This window comes from Nostoc sp. CALU 546 (assembly GCF_048836525.1).
Genome location: NZ_JAWJTF010000003.1, coordinates 160,537 through 181,984 on the forward strand (window position 1 = coordinate 160,537; position 21,448 = coordinate 181,984).

The 21,448-nt window shown below is 41.2% G+C and carries 19 protein-coding genes and 1 pseudogene; 3 read left to right on the forward strand and 17 right to left on the reverse strand.

All coding sequences use genetic code 11. From position 1 onward, the window contains the following. Positions 1–3: 3 nt before the first annotated feature. The 3 genes from drmA to RRG12_RS02815 all read right to left on the reverse strand — a co-directional run bounded on the left by drmA (position 4) and on the right by RRG12_RS02815 (position 10,378). Positions 4–3,978, reverse strand: coding sequence for a DISARM system helicase DrmA (drmA, locus tag RRG12_RS02805; RefSeq protein ID WP_420758265.1), 3,975 nt, complete (start codon positions 3,976–3,978; stop codon positions 4–6). Between the two features lie 129 nt (positions 3,979–4,107). Next, positions 4,108–7,254, reverse strand: coding sequence for a sacsin N-terminal ATP-binding-like domain-containing protein (locus RRG12_RS02810; RefSeq protein WP_420758266.1), 3,147 nt, complete (start codon positions 7,252–7,254; stop codon positions 4,108–4,110). Next, positions 7,247–10,378: a DEAD/DEAH box helicase gene (locus tag RRG12_RS02815; protein WP_420758267.1), complete on the reverse strand. Its 3,132-nt coding sequence runs from the start codon at positions 10,376–10,378 to the stop codon at positions 7,247–7,249. The genes RRG12_RS02810 and RRG12_RS02815 overlap by 8 nt, the downstream gene beginning before the upstream one ends. Positions 10,379–10,627: 249 nt before the next feature. On the opposite strand from RRG12_RS02815, the gene RRG12_RS02820 reads away from it, so the two are divergent. Next, positions 10,628–10,795: a hypothetical protein gene (locus RRG12_RS02820; protein WP_334896164.1), complete on the forward strand. Its 168-nt coding sequence runs from the start codon at positions 10,628–10,630 to the stop codon at positions 10,793–10,795. A gap of 325 nt (positions 10,796–11,120) precedes the next feature. Here the strand turns inward: RRG12_RS02820 and RRG12_RS02825 are convergent, their stop codons facing one another. The 14 genes and pseudogenes from RRG12_RS02825 to RRG12_RS02890 all read right to left on the reverse strand — a co-directional run bounded on the left by RRG12_RS02825 (position 11,121) and on the right by RRG12_RS02890 (position 20,289). Further along, positions 11,121–11,288 carry a hypothetical protein gene (locus RRG12_RS02825; protein WP_334896168.1) on the reverse strand — a complete coding sequence of 56 codons (168 nt, stop codon included), beginning with the start codon at positions 11,286–11,288 and terminating at the stop codon, positions 11,121–11,123. Positions 11,289–11,433: 145 nt separating this feature from the next. After that, positions 11,434–11,637, reverse strand: a pseudogene (locus tag RRG12_RS02830) (four helix bundle protein); the annotation flags it as partial. 11 nt (positions 11,638–11,648) lie between these two features. Next, complete coding sequence (locus RRG12_RS02835; protein ID WP_420758268.1) at positions 11,649–11,876, reverse strand: hypothetical protein; 228 nt, start codon at positions 11,874–11,876, stop codon at positions 11,649–11,651. Further along, positions 11,873–12,268, reverse strand: a complete 396-nt coding sequence (locus tag RRG12_RS02840; RefSeq protein WP_420758269.1) for an ASCH domain-containing protein — start codon at positions 12,266–12,268, stop codon at positions 11,873–11,875. Before RRG12_RS02840 ends, RRG12_RS02835 begins: the two co-directional genes overlap by 4 nt. 10 nt (positions 12,269–12,278) lie before the next feature. Continuing rightward, entirely contained in the window at positions 12,279–12,659 is a 381-nt protein-coding gene (locus tag RRG12_RS02845) for a hypothetical protein (RefSeq protein WP_334896176.1), read from the reverse strand. 51 nt (positions 12,660–12,710) lie between these two features. Further along, positions 12,711–14,075 carry a replicative DNA helicase gene (gene dnaB, locus RRG12_RS02850; RefSeq protein ID WP_420758270.1) on the reverse strand — a complete coding sequence of 455 codons (1,365 nt, stop codon included), beginning with the start codon at positions 14,073–14,075 and terminating at the stop codon, positions 12,711–12,713. 53 nt (positions 14,076–14,128) lie between these two features. Continuing rightward, positions 14,129–15,460 (reverse strand): hypothetical protein, encoded by a 1,332-nt coding sequence (locus RRG12_RS02855; RefSeq protein WP_420758271.1) that lies wholly within the window; start codon positions 15,458–15,460, stop codon positions 14,129–14,131. A 246-nt stretch (positions 15,461–15,706) separates the two neighbouring features. Next, positions 15,707–16,513 (reverse strand): DUF5131 family protein, encoded by an 807-nt coding sequence (locus tag RRG12_RS02860; RefSeq protein ID WP_420758272.1) that lies wholly within the window; start codon positions 16,511–16,513, stop codon positions 15,707–15,709. Between the two features lie 25 nt (positions 16,514–16,538). Further along, positions 16,539–17,126 carry an MT-A70 family methyltransferase gene (locus RRG12_RS02865; RefSeq protein WP_420758273.1) on the reverse strand — a complete coding sequence of 196 codons (588 nt, stop codon included), beginning with the start codon at positions 17,124–17,126 and terminating at the stop codon, positions 16,539–16,541. Positions 17,127–17,144: 18 nt separating this feature from the next. Beyond that, entirely contained in the window at positions 17,145–17,603 is a 459-nt protein-coding gene (locus RRG12_RS02870; protein WP_420758274.1) for a hypothetical protein, read from the reverse strand. Positions 17,604–17,688: 85 nt separating this feature from the next. Then, entirely contained in the window at positions 17,689–17,925 is a 237-nt protein-coding gene (locus RRG12_RS02875; protein WP_190737789.1) for a hypothetical protein, read from the reverse strand. 88 nt (positions 17,926–18,013) lie between these two features. Further along, on the reverse strand, positions 18,014–18,949 hold the full coding sequence (locus RRG12_RS02880) for a hypothetical protein (RefSeq protein ID WP_420758275.1): 936 nt from the start codon (positions 18,947–18,949) through the stop codon (positions 18,014–18,016). Positions 18,950–18,983: 34 nt separating this feature from the next. Next, a complete protein-coding gene (locus RRG12_RS02885; protein WP_420758276.1) occupies positions 18,984–19,817 on the reverse strand; it encodes a hypothetical protein in 834 nt (277 codons plus the stop codon). A gap of 106 nt (positions 19,818–19,923) precedes the next feature. Beyond that, entirely contained in the window at positions 19,924–20,289 is a 366-nt protein-coding gene (locus tag RRG12_RS02890; RefSeq protein ID WP_420758277.1) for a helix-turn-helix domain-containing protein, read from the reverse strand. 198 nt (positions 20,290–20,487) lie between these two features. Between RRG12_RS02890 and RRG12_RS02895 the strand changes: the two genes are divergently transcribed. After that, on the forward strand, positions 20,488–20,649 hold the full coding sequence (locus RRG12_RS02895; protein ID WP_420758278.1) for a hypothetical protein: 162 nt from the start codon (positions 20,488–20,490) through the stop codon (positions 20,647–20,649). 211 nt (positions 20,650–20,860) lie between these two features. Then, positions 20,861–21,154 carry a helix-turn-helix transcriptional regulator gene (locus RRG12_RS02900; RefSeq protein ID WP_322661655.1) on the forward strand — a complete coding sequence of 98 codons (294 nt, stop codon included), beginning with the start codon at positions 20,861–20,863 and terminating at the stop codon, positions 21,152–21,154. Positions 21,155–21,448 lie beyond the last annotated feature (294 nt).

Genomic DNA, 21,448 nt, shown 5'->3' on the forward strand with positions numbered 1-21,448 from the left:
AGTTTAACTTCCCTGATTGGCTTGATTTTGCTGATTTATTGAAATATAGCCAAAGCGCGTCATGGACTCGACTTCGCGCAAAGACTGTGGAGAGTTGCGAAAGACAAATTTAAAATCTTGTTGTTGATGTTGCTCATCTCCTAACACAACAGGTTTTGTAGGAGGTTTGTTAATCGCGTACTCTACATACTCCAAATTATTTTCTTGTTGTGCAATAGTTTCCCATCGGTCAAGTCCTCTTTGCATCTCGCCATTAACTTGGTCTTCTGGTGGACGACGAGTTTCTAGCTGAATTTGTGATCGCCTTTTAATAACTTCGGTGATACATCCCAACTCAGCTGAGTTACGAGCATTTCCAATGTGCCTAGCATCCGCCGCCCATTGAGATAAAACATTTACTCCCTGAATTGTTCTAGCTTGTCGCAGTAATGCCACTGCTACTGGTCCAATCCCTCGTTCTCTGGCTCTAGAGGCAAAGGGAGTCACTGTAATCGGCTCCACATAACGGTAAATCGCTCTATGATAGCCAGTGAAAAATTCATAATGATCTAAGTCTCTGGGACGACTGGCTCTAAAGAAAGTAATCACCAGCCCTCCAGTTGAACGACCTACACGACCTGTAGCTTGAATATAAGATGAAGTAGTTTTTGGCTGACCATTAACTACCATTAAACCCAAGCGGTCAATGTCAACACCAGTACCGAACATGGAAGTGCTTAAAACAGCATCTCTGGCATCTGGTAATGGCAGTGATAGGCTGCTAAGTAAACCAGGTAATTCAGTAGAATCCATACGACTGGAAAGTTCAATCGCTTCTTCTAGTTCTCGTCCGGTCACTTCCATAATATCTGCATTGTGCCGCAGTCGTTCAGGAATGTCTTGACGATAAAGTGTTACAGCACCTGCCAATTCTCGAATCGCATTAAAATAGCCTACTAATGTCCAGAATGGGTCGCAGTCACTATCGCTATATCCTGTCTGTTTCAGTTGCTCAATACTCTGAAACATTGATGAGTAAATGCGAACAATGGGAGTTTGAGCGCCCTTCCCTGGAGCGCAAACAGCTACATAAAGGCGACCACTAGGATGCTTTCCATTAGCATCTATCTCCAATGGATGAACATTCCTTGATGTTCGAGCAAAAAAACTGTTGTCCGCTGATAAAGCAGGAGGCGGGAATTGAAAAACAGAGCGGTTAAACAAGCATTGTACTTGCGATTGAGACTGTCGCACTGTTGCAGTGGAAGCAATGTATTTAGGGTTGACAAGTTGACCTTGATATATTCGTTCACATAGAGTGTCGACTGCTGTTTCGTAAAGCCCAACCATGCTACCGAGTGGTCCTTCTATTAAATGAAGTTCATCTTGAAGAATGAGGTCAGGTGGCAGGAGTGGATTCACAGCTTTATTGTGGCTTTTAGGCTCGCTAGCCCCTGCATTATCACGATAAAAACCAGACCTGCTATTGTAATGATTGATGTTTCCAAAGAGCGCACTTGCTCTTGGCTCAAAGGCTAAACGGGCAAATTTATCAACTGTGGCTACTAGCAATGAAGGAATACGGGAATAAACTTGGTCGTCAACTGTATAGGCTGAAATTGGAATCCTTGAAGAAAAGTTTGTGTGGGCTTTAAAGGCTTCAAGAGGCTTTTCCCAGACCAACTTATCAGTGACACTTGTTTGTTTATCACACTTTTGATTAAATCCGAGAGGGACTTTTTCATTCCAGATTTTTTGGGTGTTAAGATCACAATCTGGGTTAGCACAATAAATTTCAAAATTTTCTATTTTTTCTGAACCTTTGCGAGTTCCTATATGAATTCTCTTAAAGTATCCAGGTCTGCTAATTCGAAAGGGGGCTAGATGTATAGAGTTTAACTGAGGCTGAATTTTATCTCTCCACCATCCCTCCAACTTCCCTACTGAAAGTTTTGATCCTTTTTTTATGTTCAGACTTAGGGAAAGGGTTATATAGTTACTAGAATTGGCGACAGGAGAAGAAGAAAAAATCGGTTCGGATTCAAGTTCTTCCCAGTTTTCTGTTTGGTGAGAAATTGATGGGTTAGCAACCGCTCCCTGCATAACTAAATAAATTATGTGTGTTTTTCCTCCAAGTAATCCGTCTCTTGGTATCGCTAGGATTGAACCACAACAAGGGCAGTTAAGAATCTGAGCCGGATCGCCTTCTACTCCTGTTTTTCCTTCCAATGCTGAAATAGCACCTAACAAAGGAGAACCATTAGAATATTTATCTTTCAAGCGATTAGGGGTTACGCTACCACCTACCCACAATCCGACTGAGAAGCGAGTTGTTCCCCAAATATGATGGTCGCTTCGCTGACAATCCTTCGGTCGCCATCCAATTGGAAAACCCATTCCTAAGTTTTCAACTCTTAGTACTTCGGAAGCAACAATTAACCCTAAAGCGCGACGAAATTGTTGAATTGTTAATAATCTCAAGGTATATCTAGAAATTACACTCACGCCCTGTCCAGTTGGCTCTTTGGAGGAATCTTTACCAGATCGTAATCTTCTTAATCCTAGTGTGAAAGCAGCTAGTCCCAAGTATGCTTCAGTTTTACCACCACCTGTTGGGAAAGCTAGTAAGTCACAAGTTTGACGATCTTGATGCAAAGGGTTAGCGATCGCTGGGATATTCATTAAAATAAACGCTAGCTGGAAAGGTCTCCAGGTAAAATCATGTCCTGGTCTTCTCCAAGATGCCTGAAGATTAATCGCTTTATTGGCAAAACAAAAAGCCAGTCTTACTTCTTCATTTTGAATAATTAACTCAATAGCTTCTTGTATTCGCTGTTGAGTTATGCGACAGTTTTCGAGATGTCGATTAGCAGCTCGATGATATTTAGGCTCTAATTGACTGACCGTAGTTTGTTGTTGATGAATCCAGGCTGCATAACCGTCAACTAGAGGCTGTAATGCTGTACACATTACGGTTGAATTCCATGCTTGTGCCAGGGTAGCAGTATTTAGGTCTGGAATTTGTTCTATTTCAGATTCCCAATCAATTGCAGGGGATTCAACTGGGTAGCAAGGTACATATTCTGTTCTACAGTCTGGCAGACTAAACTTCTGCCATTGTTGTTTTCCACATTTAAACTGTACAGGAAAACCATCAATCCATTTTAATAAATTTTCTCCCTGACAGGGACGCTCAGGGTCTATTTCTTTCCAAATTGCTGCACACAAATGACCCCGCGCATAGGCAAGATATTCTCGGTATATTAATTCTAATGACTCGTCTTCTTCCTGAAGACTTCCGATTTCAGGAGTCTCATCAGAAGGCTGAAAACTATCAAAAGGCAAAAGCTTTGCATTTTCTCCAGTCACAACCCGAATTTGAGGTTGAAAAATTAGGTCGCCAGTCTCAAAGCGTCTCTTTCCCAATTTACTCAGTGGGTCAATTAAAGAAGTCTCATTAACTAGGTAAATTGATACTTTGTAGGTGTTATCAGAGCGAGGAACACTCCGAATTGCGATTTTAACTGCGTCAGTCTCAGAGATCGTTAAGTTGTTTGTGATAGAAATCGGTTCAGGGGTGATATAAAAATTGGGAATTCGCTTAAAGACCTGATTTCCTTGGGGATTACTCTCAGAACGATATCGCGCCCAAGTTGCACAAATTTCTATTGTTGGTTCAATCCCTTTCGTAGCACCAATAATAAAAGAAATACCTAAAGAACGAGGTTGTGATTTTGGATTTAAGACAGGTGCAGCAGCAGCTACAGGACTATCTTGATCTGACTCATCCTCGCCATAGTCGTCCATTCCAGTCCCTAATATTTCTGCTTCCCCCTCAATCTCTTTAGCATCTTCATCACTGGCATCCCTAGGAATGAGGACACCAGTGATAAATTCATTGCGTGGATCTTGCTGGCTGGGCAGTACCTCATAGCAAGACTCCCTGGGGCCAAGAACTTCTTGTCTGAGATTGAGTAGCAATTCTGTTCTGACTGACACAATTCACCTTACTATACAATTTGTAATATATTCTATTCATTATTAACTGTTAAATTGTACACAAAATTTAAGTAATCTATGACAGCATTTTTACTTAGATAAATTGTTCATCACCATTAATTTACTAATTTACTGAACCGAATCTACAGCCCCCTTTAACAAACCTTGAAGTGCAATTATGTGTCTTTCCAAAAATGTAATGTATGTGTCTTGACCACAGAGTTCAATGTGAAGTTTTCCTCCTGTTAAGGGAAGTGAATTAATTTGCTCTTCGATATCATCTCCTGGGTCGACTGAACCGTGCTTGAACTTAGCGCAGCAGGTAGGACACAAGCAAAGAACATTACCGGGTTGATCAATCCATCTTGCTTTAGTATAAGAAACTAAATATACTCTTTCAAAATAGGCTTCGCCATTTCGCTTTGGGAAAGTTTCAGAGCAAATTTGACATTTCCCGTTGTACGTTTCTTTGAGGAAAGTTACAATCTCTTTATTTTTCCCCTCCCATGTCTTAGATTCAATTTTCTTGAATCTTTCGATAGCGGATGGTTCATTCTCTTTATCATTGCGAATACTATCTTGTATCTTTTGTAAACGCGCTTCAGGATTAGCAACCGGACTTGGTTCAAAAGCCTCATTTAATTCAGTCTTACCAGGTTGTGAAAATACTTCCTTAAGAGCGGTTATGTAGTCAATACTAGGTGCTTCTGGTTCTGGCGAAGTACCATTACTAGATGTTGTTATTGATCCTGTTCCATTGTTTCGTGTTCCTTCAGATGATGCACCTTTAATTAATTTTTCAACCCAGAGCTTTTGCGTGCGTGGGTTTTTTCTTAGGTAATCAAGGAGTTCGGGTAATATTCCTATTCTTGTAGCTTCTTCTAGCAGAGAAGCTCTTGGTTTGACTCCTATACAAGTTGCAAGATCCTCATCTTTTTCATCTCTAATAAAATCCTTAGATATATCATCAAGAGATAAAGTGTTAGCCTGACACAATTTTAGTAGGGAATTAGGAAGCCATTTTTGGGTAGAAACTTGATGCCATACTTTGGAAAAACATTTTTCTTTTTGAGCATCTTGGTAGGTTACACGTTTAGATAATTCTATTACTCCACTCAGCCTTTGTCGGTTAGGTAATAACAAATAATTCCATATATACGATGACTTATCGTATGTAGGATTTTCTAAGGTATGAGCTAAACCATCAATAGAAAAGTTAGGATCAAATCCTTTAATACCTCGTTTATGATTACCTTTACTATCAGAAAGAATAACATAACCATGAGCATTAGGAGAACTATAATAATAACGAACTGTCTCACTAATACCTAGCTCAATCAGCAATTCATGGTCAATAAAAATATTATTATTATTATCTAGAAACCAAGCTGCTTCATTACCTTCAAAGTACATTTCTAAACTCTTGGAACGAAAATATATTTTCTCAGGTGATTGATATTCCTGTTTATTTGTTTTTGCATTGATACATAGTAGAAATGGTGTATCTTTTAGTTGTTCTATAAGCTGTTTTCTTTCTGTAGAAGACGATATTTGTAAAGCATCCTCAATTATTTTAATATCCTTTTTATTTTCTTCTTCATCAATTTGTTTTAATACTTTGTATTTACGAATAATATGATCACGTACTTCTGTATAACTACTAGGTTTTTCTAAACCTAGTCTTTCTAAAAATATTTTAGCTTCTGGAATTGCAACAACTTCTACTTTAACTGTTGCTTTACTTGTTGGTACCTCAGTTGGTAAATAGGCATTTGGTTTTTTACTATGATAGTCAAATGGTGTTACGTGCTTATCATTTTGTAACCTGATGAAAGGTTTATTCAATAGTGGTGGATTTTTTCTATGTGTTTCTTCTTTCCAAAGTGCTTCTTGACCTATGAGGAAGGTATAAAATTCTGCTACCCAATTATCTGACTGCTGTGTAATAAAATCTAGACTAAATTTTGAAGCAAATTTGTCAGGTTCTATTTCTTCAACTTTCAAAATATCCCTAATATATTGGCATAATTCAGGAGTAGTATTCCTAGATATTTCGTCAGATAACCATGTGTAATTATCTCCATAAAGCTGTTGTAATTGAGTATCTGAAAGAAGTTTACGAAGTGCAGTACTTCGAGCTAATTTAGCCTGTATAGCTGGAATATAACGTCCGTCAGGTGTAGGCAACAAGGCATTTTCTTGAAAGGCTTCACATACCTCGTTAAATACAGGATAAAACATAGTATTTTCTGGAAATTCAGATGCACGTATGGGAAGAATTTGTAAAAAACTTACAGTGAGTAATCCTAAATCTTTTAACTTTAGAAGAACACTAGCTACTAAATCAGCAGTAATTTCAATTAGTTTCTGGTTAAAGCTATCATTAGGAGGAATTTTTGCCCTATCTGGCGTAGTACGATAAGGACCTTGTAATAAAAAATTCAAGTGAGTTTCCTTTTCAGTTGGGAAGAAAACTACTAATTGAGAATTCGATACAGGAACGATTTGTTCTTGCTGAGTTTTTTTATCCTTCTGAACAAGAAAAGCAACTTCAACTTTGAGATTTAGCTGATAAGGAACTGGTTTACCAAAGATGATCCAAGTCTCTTGACTATTATCAAAAGATGTATTTATCTTAATAGTAACTCGTTTATAACCAGCGTCATGTTCTAAAATCTCTCGCTTGTAAATTCCTTGCTGTCCTTTTTCTAGATGCCAAGAAATTTCTTCAATGTAATTTAGAAATAGCAAATTGCGCGGATTAAATTTTCTCAGATGAGTTTCAATCTCTTGGTAAGCAGCTGCTTTAGACAAATCTTGTTTGTTAAATTTAATAATAAAAAGAGTAGTATATTCTCTAGAGATAATAACATCACTCATTACAGCATGAGGTCTAACATAATGTTCAATAAAAAAATGTTCATCACCTGAATGAATTTCTGGAGAATCAGTATAGGCATAGACTGATTTAAAGCCAATGCCAAACTTTCCAATCTTTGTTAAGTCTTCCTTTTTGGTACTTTTCACCAGTCCACAGATACCCTGAACATCTGCCTCTGTAAATAATCTGCCATTGTGATAGAATTTAAGGTGATCATTAAATAATTTAAAATTTACTTTTGTAGCTCCTGCATCCTCTGCATTTTGAAGTAATTCATAAATAAAGTGCGTTCTGTCACTATACAGGCTAGTAAGAAAGACAGGTCCATAATCATCTATATCAGTACCATATCTTATAATATTTTCTTCGGTAAGCTGTTTGTAATTGCTAACCATTTGTGACCATCCCTTCTACTAATAAAATTCCTACAGTAATCCTCTGACTAATAATGTCTGCTTCACGGCGATTTTCTAAATCAGAACGCTTGCTTTTGTAATCTCGATGAATACGCGATCGCTCCGATTCTTTCATCCGAATAATCCGTTCATCTTTCGCCTGATTGAGTTCAGTTTCCAAGCGCTGAAGACGATTTTGGTAATAAGCATCAAGACTAGCCAGTTTGCCATTTAATAGCGTATTGTTTCTCTCTCGCAACTCGTTGAGTTCTTTTAAACGGTGCTGGTGTGCAGTTTCATCTAGCTGTTGAATGCTTGAATCGATTAAAGATGGTAGAAGACTGACATATTCTGCTGGCTGTACGGCGTGGCTCAACAAGCGCACCAGTGCTGCTGAAACTTCAGGTGCAAAACAGGAATTATTAAGGTTCCATGCTTTTCCTACTAACCGCACTTCTGGGCGCACAGCAACCGTTTCCCAGAGGTCACAAACAAAAAGGTACTGTCCAAGTGGCATTGTATTGTCATGGATAGCGACTTGCGTAACCAATGGCTCATCTATGCTTGCCAAATGAGCGATCGCCACCCGCGCTAAAGGATGAATAGGCGTGATAAATGGAATATCCCTCTGTTCGAGAGCTATTTTCTGGTCAAATGTGAGTAGCCAATGTAGCTCACTACCTTCTAGCCAACGTGTGAAAATAACCGTGGAACGGTCTGACTGTTTCAGCGATCGCACTTTTTTAAGCAGTTCCCCTCGTCCATCTTTGTTCAGGCGTAGCCGATGGAGTCCCGAATGCCGACTATCAACAGTAATTTGTCCTTCCAATGTCGGCTGTTCCACAAACATTTCAATCAGATGGCGTAAATCATCAGCAGAAACAAATTTGTCTTGAGCAACTACAGATTCAATATCCGAAGTAAAGCCCTCATCAAGCCCCAAGAATGAACCACCTTCTACTTCCAGTCGATGCTGTTCTTCTGCTAGGCGGAGTGCATTATCTGCCATTTGCTGTGCTTTCTGTTCAGCTTGTTCCGGGCTGAGTTTCGGGTCAAGTGCCACACGAGTTAAATCTTGTACAACATCTCCCAGCACTTCCTCCAAATCCCCAATTGTGTCTTGAAAGATCCCCAATCGTTCAAAGCAACGAAAGAAAATGCGTTCTTCAACAGTGCCTGGTGTGACAAAATTAAAGATGAGTACTTTATCGCTTTGCTGACCAAAACGGTCAATTCGTCCAATGCGTTGTTCAATCCGCATAGGATTCCAGGGTATATCGTAATTTACCAAGCGATCGCAAAATTCATAATCTAGTCCTTCACAACCTACCTCAGAAGATAAAAGGATATCGAGTGCATCTGGATGTTTGCGGGGCAAGCGAAAGCGCTCTCGTAGATGTTCTCTAATTGCATCTTCCACCTTTCCAGTAATTACTTCTACTCTGTAACCAGCACCTTGCAGTTGTTTTTGCAGATAAGCCAAGGTATGCAAAAAGAATGAGAAAACCAATACTTTGCCAGAACACTCACCCAGTAGTGTTTCCTCAATTATTCTCAATAACTGATCCAATTTTGGATCATTCGCTGGTAAAGCAGCAGCTAGTCTACGCAGATGCTTTGCTTTCTCTAGTAAATAGGGAAGAAGTTTAGTATCCTCATTTTCTGTCTCAATATCGTCACTAATATCAGAAAGTTTAATTTTACCTGTCTGGATAAATTTATTAAGTGTAGGCACAAGAGCTGGTAAACAACTCGCCGCCTGACGCTCTAAAGTATCCGTAATCAGCCGTATCACTTGTTCTTCATGATCTAAGGAGAGCATTTCTCGACGGAATTCAATCAATGCCTGATAAAATTCTTCCTGTTGTGGTGTGAACGGTACAGAAATGGTATGTGGTTCACGAATCGTAAATCTCCCGATATCCCGCCTACGAGTACGATTCATTACATGAGCCAGTGAATGCACCTCTTCTAAATCCCGCAGACAATTAATTCGATCTGCATTAGTCAGTGTTGCGCGATCCTGAAACTTTTGATACCAGTCCATAAATCGAGGATCTTGGCTTAGTACCTGCTTACCCCAAGTTGTTGTTGCGGCATCTCGCAACGCTTGGAGTGATGACGTTTGCCAAGTACTTTGGGGGAGGCGACTGCGAATATGTCTAATGGCTTGATTGAGATGCTGATTAGGTTGGACCATCTCGTTAAAAACTGTCTCATCAAGAAACAGGTCTGGACGTAGCAGATTGAGTAGCGTGTAAAGGTTACGATTGCCAAGATGCAGCGGGGTAGCGGAGAGAAATATTACAGCTTCGCTAATGTCGCAAAGAAATTTCACTACTTCATGAGAACTAGTCCCTGGATTTCTAAGATGGTGTGCCTCATCAACAATAACCAAGCTAAAGCGGGGTGATGGGTTAAGTGTCGTTAATCCAGGACTGGAGCCATGCCCCTTGATTCCCTTGTGATATTTATCAATTCTCAGGAGTTCCAAGTGGACTATGGCACGAGAATAATGCGGAGGCCAAACTCCATCTAAATCAGCCTCTCTTAGGCAGTAGGAGAGAGTTTCTGAAGTCAGTGGTCGAAAATCCTCATCAAAACGGTGCATTTCCGCTCGCCATTTAGAAACGAGGGCTTTGGGGCAAACAATCAGAATGTTGTCTAATTGTTGGCGGGTTTGGAGTTCCCTTAGTATTAAACCAGCCTCAATAGTTTTCCCGACACCAACTTCATCAGCAATTAGTAACCGAGGCTGGTCAGCACGCAAGAAACGCAGCAAAGGTTTGAATTGGAAGGGGATAAACTTGATGCGTGCTGAGTGCAGGGCGTAGAGATTATCAATTTGTGGATGAGAAAGTCTCGCTGCTGTCAATCTGGCACGAAAGCTCTGTACATTTAGCCATTGCCCTGCTTTTAATGTTTCCAATAATCCAGTGGTTTTTGAAGTAGCTCCTGCGTCAACCAGCTGCTCTTCATGGTATTCCAGAATTTGAGTGGGAGAGTGGAAGATGCGGTAACGAGATTGTCCCCCTGCTGGCGGAAGAATCTCAATTATTGGCCCCGATCTTGATGGGTCAGCACGCAAGTATACAAGTTGTCCCAGATTGAAGAGTTGTTGCATCCCTAATTTATATTTCCCTTCATATAAGCAGAAAAAAAGTTTTTAACTGAATTGGTGATTACCTTACAGTTTAGTATTCCCACTCACGGAGATATAAATCACAGCCAGTTGTATCAAAATTACTAAATTCTTGAAAAAGACGGTTTATTGACGAACTAAAACTGAAGTGCCGCCAGGAAAAGTAGCCGGAGCTAAAACCGGAGTAGCCAGAAGTAACCTTCTAACGCTGGAGCCGCCGGGGAGATCCCGATGACCAAACTAAGTCTGAAAACTGGTTGCAAAAACTTCATTCAATTGTTCCAGAATCAAGGCGATCACACTCTGGTATTGCCCCCAATCAGCAATCATGTACAAGCGTATGCGATTGCAGGCACTACCCAAGAATTGCAATCGCCGTTTCACAGTAAACAGTTGTAATCAAGATGCAATCTTGTCTACAGCTATATGCTGTAATTTTGCTTAGATGTTTGGGAGGATATGAAACCAGAAACAAGGGATGCACTACTGCAAGCTTATTTTGGACTGCAACGAGTAGTATTTGATTTGTATGCAGACGCTAGTTTCCTGTCTAGCAGGGCAGATAACTATATGAAGAGATAGAAAACCTGGACGTTCTGCTTATCGAAATGGAGGGAGAATGAAAGACTTAAAAGCTAGAGCCAAAGAACTAGCTCATCAAGCCGCAGATTATAGTATGCAAGCTGTACAAGTGTCGCCAAAAGACCGAAAACAAGGCAGAATTCTAATGCGGTAAGCCAGAGATGCCAGTAGACGCTGCCAAGTGCTGATTCAGGAATTCAGGAAATACTTCGCCAGCAAAGCTAAACCAACATCCCGCCACCTCATAAACATAAAGCATTGTGTTTTTATATGGCGCTTTGACTTTCGGTGAGGAGTAATCTAATCTCACGGCTGCACACAGCGTATCGCTCCCTAAGTGGGCTCACAATACTGGCTACTTTTAAGGGCAGCTATGAATTGTGTTGTTTATCCGCTAAATTTACTAAGACAGCAAAATCTAAGTAACATCATCAGTTATATTGTTGCTCTCCAGTGATATGGGAATTGATTCTGTAACTGTTGAGTGAGCTTATCCTTAATGCTTCTTTAACGTTTGCACCTATAGAAGTACCACTTCGGAGTAACTGTTTTGATAATGTTCGACAAACTCCGGGTTTTTCATCTAAAAAAGTACAAGCTTTAACTATTCTTATTGCCAAAGCTTTCGTTCTATCAGCAATACTAATTTTTTGATTCATTTCTTTTACTCCTAGTTAATAATTGCGAATTGCGAATTGCGAATTGATTCTTGGCAGTGGTAGTTGGTAATATCTGCGTGGATTGGAATTCCTGGTTGTTCATGGCGCAATTGTGATTGAGAATAAGCGGAGATTTCGACAAATTGCTGGACTCGGAATTTGTGGGATAGACCTGCGGCTGATATTCCGTGGTGGCAGAGTCCGCCGATACCGGAGAAAAGAGAAAGGACTGATTTCATGAGGCGATCGCACTCCTGACCAGTTCATCTGGCACTTCAAATATCCCCAATCGCCCAATGTAAGGAATCGGTGTAATCTCGCGTGGATTCTCCAGCTTCCAGTGGTATTGCTCAGGCATCCCCCAGCCAGACGCAACTTGTGAAAACTTGCAATCAACTATTGTGACAATGCCAATAACTTGACCGCGACGTAAAGAGATTAATTCTGGGGTTACTACCCCCATGCTGTGGCAAAATTCTCTCGCTAGCTGGTAATCTTTGTTGGTGCAAGTTTTGGCAGCGTGAATCAGAATGTCGCCGCGATAATGAATGGGCCAGCCTCGGTTTTCAACATTTTTGAGAGCATAAATAATTGCCCATGCCCAAGGCTGACGGACAGATAGCGCTTTCATGTACCACCTTCTAAAAATTCAGTAATTGAATATATGCGTCTAATGCCGCGATCGCTGGATGTGGCTGTATTTGCGACTTCAACCCATTGCAGATTGTGGCGATAGTTCCAAGCTCTATGAAAGTGAAATGAATATTGGACTGACGGTCACAACAGCGATGTAGAACTGTTAGAAGAACAAAATTCAACTGTCTGAGAATTACATCTTCAGCTACATGAAGCCGCCAAGTTAGATTTTCTGAAGTAACAGAGCGCCAAGGGTTGTCGAAAGAACACTTTTCGACTTTGGGTAGTATCTTAATCTTGAATCTATAATCCCGGTCAGTAATAGCGCATTCATCAGGGGCAAGAGCCGCCCATTGTTGTAAAAGTTGTTGGTAAGTTTCAATCATTCTTAGTTCCCTATCTTGCGTAAAAGACAATGTTTATCCTCCAGTAGCTCCTTAAAAACTACGACCACGAGATAAATTCTTGAATCTGGTAAACTGATGGTCAAATAAAAGCTTGACTGTACCAGTGGGGCCATTGCGTTGCTTGCGAACGACTAACTCAGCAATGCCACGATCTGGGGTATCGGGGTTATACATTTCTTCGCGGTAAAGCATGATCACAACATCACTGTCTTGCTCAACAGCACCACTGTCTTTTAAATCACTTAGTACAGGACGTTTATCGTTACGGTGTTCAACTTCGCGGTTGAGTTGGGACAAAGCCAGTACAGGCACATCCAAATCTTTGGCTAATCTTTTTAATCCCCGGCTGATTTCACCGACTCGTTGAGCCATGTTCACCCGTGAATCAGTATCAAGAGCCATCAGTTGTAAGTAGTCAATGATCACAAGCCCAACACCACCGTAATGGGATGAAATTCGGCGGACTTGGCTACGGATTTCATTAAGAGAAGGGCAAGATTCGTCGTTGATGAAAATCTGTTGTTCGCTTAACTGCGCGATCGCCACGCTCAAAGGTTCCCACTGGCTGTCAGAGACATTCCCAGTTTCCAAGAAGTTATTTTCAATGCCAGATTCACTGCTTAAAAATCGCTGTACGTACTCATCAGTAGACATTTCCAAGCTGAAAACGCAGATAGGCATCTTCCCAGTTTTGGCAACATTGAGAGCGAGATTACCAGCCAAAGCAGATTTACCAACAGAAGGACGAGCAGCCAGTACATACAACCGTCCTTTGCGAAAACCACCACCGAGTATACTGTCCAGGTCATAAAATCCACTGCTTGCTGCTGGTGATCCCTTACCAGTATGACGCGCTTCAATTTCGGTAAAAGTGTCGGCTAAGGCATGAGAAATATGAACCAAGTCAGAGGCAGAATGCTCAGACTTAATGCAGTAGACTTTTTGTTCGGCTTCGTCGAGAATTACAGGTAAATCAGTTTCGGTGGCATAGCCGAGTTGAACAATCTCAGTGCCAGCAAGGATTAACTGCCGCCTTTGGTATTTTTCCATTACCAAGTCAGCTAAGGCATCGATGTTCACAGCTGACACAGTACAGTCAACCAGACTGGCCAGTTTATTGCGTCCACCGATACGGAACAATAAACCATTATCAGACAACCAGTTAGTGATGCAAAGCAAATCCGTTGGTAATCCTTGGCTGTACAGTCGTAGGGCTGCTTGATAAATGTCTTTGTGGGCATTGATGTAAAAAGCATCTGCCACTAAGCGATCGCTGATTCGGCTCATGGCACTTGGGTCGAGCATAATGCCACCAAGTATTACTTCTTCAGCCTCAATGCTTTGTGGGGGTAAGCGGTCTTGTTGGGATGTGAAGTTTGTTTTGTCTTGTGTCATAGTTCACCTCATTTGAAAATTTTGATTTCTAGAAAATCTAGATCCCATATTGTTCACGCAGCTTGCGGATGTAAGTACATATACATTTGAGGATGCGTAAGTTTTAACCAATCCAACCATTTGAGCGTTGCACCTGGGTCTTGTTGGTCATAACGGCTGCTGAAAGAAGCGATCGCTTTGTCTTTACCAACTTCATCCATGCGGTCTAGAAGTTCACTGAAAGTCGCTTTATGCCAATCAAGAGAACGATTTGAGTAGTAACCGATGGGTTGGTCGTTGGCTTTTGATTGTTCAGTTTGTGGCGTAGATGAAGAGAGAACTTTTGACCAATAAACCAGCAGTTCTTCTAAACCAGCTTTACTCACCTCCAAATTGCTGATTGATTTGATCACAGTGGGGACTTTTTGCTGCCAATTAACCTTGTCCCACTCGGCTCTCTCCTTGGCGATTAACTCCACCAAACGGCGATCGCAGGTTTGGTAAATCTTGTCTCTGGAAGAAGTACGCCAGGGGAAACGCCAACAGCGGAGTTTGATTTCATTTCTGTAAACTGCGGGTAAAGGCTCAGATGCCAAGATGCCGGGGTCAAGCAGGATGTGATTGAGCAAATCATCAATCGACTGAAATTTTGGTTTGCTTGGTTTCTTGTTTGCTTGTTCGTTTTTATCTAACAACCCCGCCGCAATAGTAGGTCTACATGAGGGAATGTCTATTTGATGCAAAGTCTCGGATTGATTTGACAACGAAGTGAGAGATTCGGGAATTGGTTCTTCCTGGTTTGATTGTGAAGACGAAGATTCGGGAATTGGTTCTTCTTCCTGATTTGGTTGTAAATCCAAGTTAGTTTCTTCACACACACACTCGTTTTTTGGGGGGACTGCACTTAGTGTGAATTCCTTAGATGGGATTACCTTAATGGGAATACCTTTGTGGGTCAAATTTGACCCCACCCCCCATGCAAAATTGACCCCCCCACTGGGTGCAAAATTGACCCCACCCCCCGTGCAATTTTGACTGGGGTTAATTTTGACTGGGGTTTCTTTACTTACTTTAATTTGTGAACGAAGTAATTGAATTTGGTTAGGAGAAACCCACAAAGAAGGTGAAGTGGGAGTATAAATGTTAGTAGTTCCAAGACGTTCTTGTATTTCAATCATTCCGGCGGCTAGTAAAAGCTTGATGGCATTTTTGGCAGTTTTGAGAGCGATGTAACAATGTTTAGCCATCTTCGGAATAGACTCAAAGCAACCGCTTACACCCGCTCTTCTTTGGATATGCGCGTACAGCCGGAATTCTGATGATTCAAGTGGATAATCATCAAAAAAACCGGGAATGAAGACTTCAAAAGCTGTCCGATTATTAAGCTGATTTTCTGCTAAAGTCATAATGATATACCTATTGAAGAAGAATTCAGAAGTCAGAATTCAGGAGTCAGAATCAATTAGTGGGGGATTCAGACCCGCTACTTTCTTGTTGACCGCTAAATCTTTGATTTAGCGGGGGTATTAAACCCGCTTATTCATCCACCAGTCGTACAGAATTCATTCTGAATTCTGACTCCTGACTCCTGAATTCTGTTTGATAAAAATTGCCTTCCCTCGAAAGTCTCTTAACAATCGAGGGATTTGTTTCTAATCACAAATGAAGTTGGGAAATTCCCGAATTTGTATCTGTTGAGGAAATTCAGCAAGTTCGCCACCTTTGGCGTGTTTCGTTTTAAAAGGTTGCTGATTCAAATAAACATTCGCCCCCAACTGCTTCACAAACACAGGTGTTTTAGCTACCTGACACTGTTGGACAATTGAATTAATCCATTCGATGTGGCATGGTCTGGAATTTGGGCCAGATTCACCACCAATAATTAGTAACTGAACATCATTCAAGTATTGAGTGATATCGCCCAAATCTTCTAGCAACGGTTCAACTGACCAGAAGCGGATTAAAGCCGGAATTTGAGCAAGAAATTGACTACGTTCTTCTAAAGTGCGGCGATTCTCAATTGAAGTTCCTGACCAAATATTTAAAGGTAACTTGTCTAGTCCATGACAAGAAAGCCATTCATCCATAGATGACAGCATAATTTCTGGGCGTTTAGTGAGAATCTGAAATATTTGGTTGGGAGCAACGAACATTCCGTCCAGCATTTCGTGTTGCCAAAAACGCGGAACCCACTCACCAAAAACATCTGTCATTGAAGAAACGAAATGCTTCTTAGGTTTCCTTTGGAATCCCCATTTCCGAATAGCTTCTGTATCTAACACTAGCTCTGGTGGTTGCCCAGAGTAGGGTTGCTTGTTTCCGCCAAAGAAAGAGTTTTTATTTAATTTCTCTGCATAACAGTTTGCACAACCCTCGCTTTTCTTATGACACCACCAACCGCCTTCTTTGACACGGATGATATTTTCTGTTTGGTCAGTCCATTCTATATTTGTTAACATAATTACCCTTTATATAATGCTATTTTCATGCACTCAAAGAAACATTCGTTTCACTATCAAACTTCTGGGCTTCATCCCCCCAACAATCCCAACCATCACGAGAAGAACGAGCGAACATTTCTAACTTCGTCATTTCTGGACAGAGCTTATCTACTAGTTCAAAAAATTCATCTGGTTTACGGGAATGCTCACGCCGCCGTGCATGGATTAGTGATGATTCATTAGTGAGGGAACGTCCAGCAAACGCCCTGACATTACCTCGTACAGCTAAAGCACAATGTTCAGTTGCGTTACGTAGCCAGTGACCAGTACCCAGATGGGTTGTACCAGCTTTAGTAACTTTTTCCCAGGTAAGAATAGTTTTCAAGCTAAAACCCCATGTTTCTAAGCAGTGTGCGGCTTCAATCATGTGATTGTTGGTGAACCAAAGCCAAAGAACTGACCCTGTGTGATCGCTTAAGCCTGGAACAGGTAATGACAGTATTTCTTCTATGTGCATTGGCTTGTAGTTAATGCGGTTTCGGTGAGTCTTATCCTGATTTCTCAGCCGATAGAACCAGGGAGGGTCAATCACGATGCACTGGTATTGACCTTCTAATGTTGTTAGTCTCATGTTTAACTCCTGTTATTTTCAAACTTGTTCTGGAAATTCAATGTGGCTTAAAGTCTGAAGTTCAACAGCTAATCCGCTTAAGAAATTTTGGAGTTCGACTGTTGCCAATTCTTTGGATATCTCTTTTTCTGACGTATAAATAAGTTGCTTGTGATGCCCAAAATAAACTTCTGTACGAGTTAAGTTTTGCTCTGTATCAGTTAACAGAGTCAAAGTAAATCTTCCAAGTTTACAAAAGTAATAGGGACGCTTTGAACTCCAAGGCTTTCCAGGTTGCCAAGTGATTTGGAGTTTTTTACCAATGTGAACGCTCATAGATTCAAAATCAACGTGGAAAATATTCAGTAAAGGAAGCATTTCGCCACTGTTGTAATGGTCTACAACGTGCTGTCTAATACCTGATTCTGCTAAAGCTTCAGGAATATTAATGTGAGCTTCAGATGAGATTTTTTCAACTACTGTCACTATGGCTTTCATATCCGTTTAACCATCTTGTAATTTGTAAGAAAATATTTAGGAAGGTGTATTACTCGCGCTTCAATTAAACCCCTGGCAACAAAGGTTATTCAGGGAATAAACAATCAGTTTCATATTCGTCATCATCCTCATCTGAACCTTCATCTTTGATGGATTCAAATTCTTCGATTGCGAAAATAGCCATAGCCACACACGCTCTTTCTGCTGGATGTGTAGCTGATTGCATCCGATATGATTCGGGGACTACATAGCCTTGGATCGCGTAGAATTTCTTAGCTAGTTTTTCAATGAGTACATCTTTCTGGAAGTAGCCGAGTTCCATATCTTTTCCCCTCAAGGTAAAATTTACCTTTGTTGTAAAAGTCTTAATTCTTGATTACTTGGCGATCGCTCTGCTTGACCGATGACCATCAAGCAGTAACTACAGCTTTCTTATTAGCGAAAGCCCCCGCCTGCCTTAGCGCTGCTCCAGGACTGGGATGAGCGAAGAACTCTTCTACAGCTTTGGTCAACCCAGCCGCAACAGCCGGCTCGTGACAAGCGTAGACATAAATTGGCTGTTGGACACCGTTAACCAATCGCGTTTCTTGGCGATCGCCCAAGTGTGGGTAGAATGTTCTCACCCATGTACCCAAGTGACCACGGTAGTGAGTGCCGCTCAGGGGGACTTTCTTTCCCAGTTCGCTCTCTGCAAAGTTGACCACGCCAAGCCATTTTTCTTTTGTGCCGGTTAGTAACTGTCTGTTGTAGTCAGCTATCAGATTGGCGGCGAAGTCTTTGCAATTCTGTTCCATGTATGGGTTGAGTCTGCCACCCGTGAGTTCGGCTAAAGTCTTCATTGCTTTGACAAAAGTATCTAGCCTCTGTTCAACAGGAGGAAGGACTGGTACATGATTTTGGTGTTGAGATGCAATTGTGTTGGGTATCGCTGCAACGATTTCAATAAGTATCGTTCGGATCTGTGCGGCCACCTCCGATTGTTGTAGTAACATCGCAATCCTGAGAGCGCCTAAAGGACTAAAAACTCTCGCTTTTGGTGTTCTGGGACTTAGACAGAATGTCTGTCTAACATCCTTAAGCGCTTGTCCCACAAGGGTTTCAGTTTCTTGAAGGTTAAATTCTTCTTGATTGCTTCTGTACAATTCTTTAATCGCTGATTCACTCACCTCGAAGTATTCTGCAATCTGTGCAGTGGTGGCCCAACCACTACCATTCCAGACAGCGAAAATTATTGCTTTAGCCTTGGAGAGAATAGATAAAGCTTTGTCGCTCTCAAAATTCGTTAAAGCTGAAGTCCTCAGTGTTCTCGACTCCAACAATACGGACTGATTTAAAGGTAAATTCATGTTGGCTCCTTGAAGAGGTAGGGGAGAAATCGGTTTATTGGTAAGCGGCTTCGGTTGTCCAAGGAAATCGGCTCAAGTCTGGGTGTTGAGCTTCAAAAAAGATGAACTCGTTCTCGTCCCAGTCGAGATGAAGGGCAAGACGAATTTTGTCAGGGTCTAATCTTTCAATACTTTTACCCCGCCAACAGTTAGCCCCTGTTAGCTCCCAGTTGTAAGATTCGGTGTAAACCTCTGCTATTACTGTCTTTGATGCCGCATTTTCAACTGCTGTGACTGAAGCGGAATTTTTTTGCTCTTTCTCATCAACTAAAAATAAATTGTATGCAGGCTGCATCTGCACGAGGCTGGCAAAATACTTGATGATTTCTGGTACAGCTTGTTGAAGGGTGACACGATCTTTATCCAGCGTAATTAACTGATCTTCTACTGTCGGGTATGAAAATAGGCGATCGCGTACAGAAATGTTTCTTGTTCTCACCCCAGAGATGCCTAACCTTTTCTGAAGCTGTTGAATGTTGTCTCGAACAGTGTGGTACAAAAAAAGGTCAGTTCCAAAATGAGGGCCAAACATTTTACCCATGTTGTCATAAAACTTAGCCCCTTTTTTTACCTCTGCTGGGGCATCCAAGCACCAGCCTTTAGGGTCTGACAAAATGCGGCGAAGGATTTCTTCATCTTCACTGCTACCGTCACCAAGGTTAGCAAGAGATAAGTAAACCTGTTGGTTTAGTAAAGAGGGGTAAGTGAATTTGTGGCGTTTAGGATATTTTAGACGAATACAATCTTCCAGTAAGGCTGATAAACCTTCTGTAGTAAACAAGTTGGGATTGTCTTCGAGGAGTAGCTGAAAAACTGGTAGTGTAAACATAACTATACCTCTTGTGGTGGTCTAGTTTAGGTGAGCGATCGCATAGCTTGCAGGCGGGCGGTCGCTTCAAATTATCATGGCTAGTTAAATAAACGCATTCATCAAGTCATTCTTGTTCTTCCTCGTCCTCATCCTCTTTAAATTCGACACCAAAAGTAACACCTAAAACAGCTTCTACTTTTCTGAGTGTTGCCAGAGGCAATGTTTTCATTTCTTCATTTTCAATGGCATACCAGTTTGGGGTACTCATTCCAGCCAAGGCTGCTAATTCTATAAGTGGGCGTTTATCAACCTTTCTTGCACGTCGAATTTTTTCTCCTAATCCAGGAACTTCCTTTTGAATACGCTTTTCAACCTTCATCAAACATGAACTCACTAAACCACCTCCTTTATTAAGCCTTGGTTTAGGATTTATTTCTACAAAGTAACACCTAGTGTTTACTAAGTCTGCTTTGTTTATATAAAGTAACACTTAGCAAATACTAAGTCAAGCTTGACAAATGCTAAGTAACACTTTATATTAAATATAAGGGCAAGGAAAGCGAACTGCCAGCACCCAGGACGCGAAAGAGTTCGCAAGTCAACCATTACAAACCAAGTCAAGCTAACATTCCAAGTCGAAACATAGTCTAGAGACATGATCACCGGGGTATAGCACAAGCTCTGTTGAGTGGGTAAAGAAGCCTGGAGAAGCAATCAACGGACATTCAGTTATAACAATCATGAAGTTAAGACAAAGGCGATCGCACTCTGGCATTGCCCCAATCAGCAATCGTGTACAAGCGTATGCGATTGCTCTAGCATTGCTCAAGAGCGCAAGCGTTTGCTGTAGGTGATCCCTTTTCTCTAGTTGTATTCCTTCAATTGGCGCAAACTAAAATCATCGCATTGCATATCGGCAAGCGATCACTTTTACTTTTGCCGTGCTTCAAACTAAGTTAGTGAAAGGTATTACTCTTTATCACTAACCAAGTTATTGTATTATGGCTGAGAAGTCAAGTGGCGATAATAGAAAAGATTACATAGAAGAAGAACTATTAATTATGTCAAAAACTCTTATCGCTAGCGTCTGGTGGACTAAAGAGATGGGAGAGCGATTAAAAATACTTAGAGGTGAAGAGTCAATGGCTTCGCTGGCTAAACGGGCTGGGTGTTCTTACCAGTCAATACAGCACTTGGAGCGCGGAGAATATACAGTTGATGAACGTAAAGGACTCAAACCTACTGTTTCTTGGGAAAAGCTAGAAGCAATATGCAAGGCTCTTGATATATCTGTAGAAGATTTTTTACAAGTTCAGTTAGTGAAAAATCCTAAAAAGGTGATTCAAACTGGTTGACAATCACTAACGCCGTCAGTGATAATAAAAGTATGAAACGGGCGCTCCTCCTAAAAATACAAAAAGCGCTTCTACTGAACCTTGAAAAAAACAGAACAGAACAATATCCCCAGGTAACAGATGCAGTGGATAGTCAAAGCTGCTGAAGGTAGATAAGGATTGCGGGAGTTCTTAATAAAAATTACCAACAGGATGAAGACTAGCGAATGATGTTATTGAAACTCACCCGTCGCCTGACGCGCTGTATATCCTGCTTGGTAGCTCCAGTCACTGGCTAGTAGTCTGCCAAGCCAA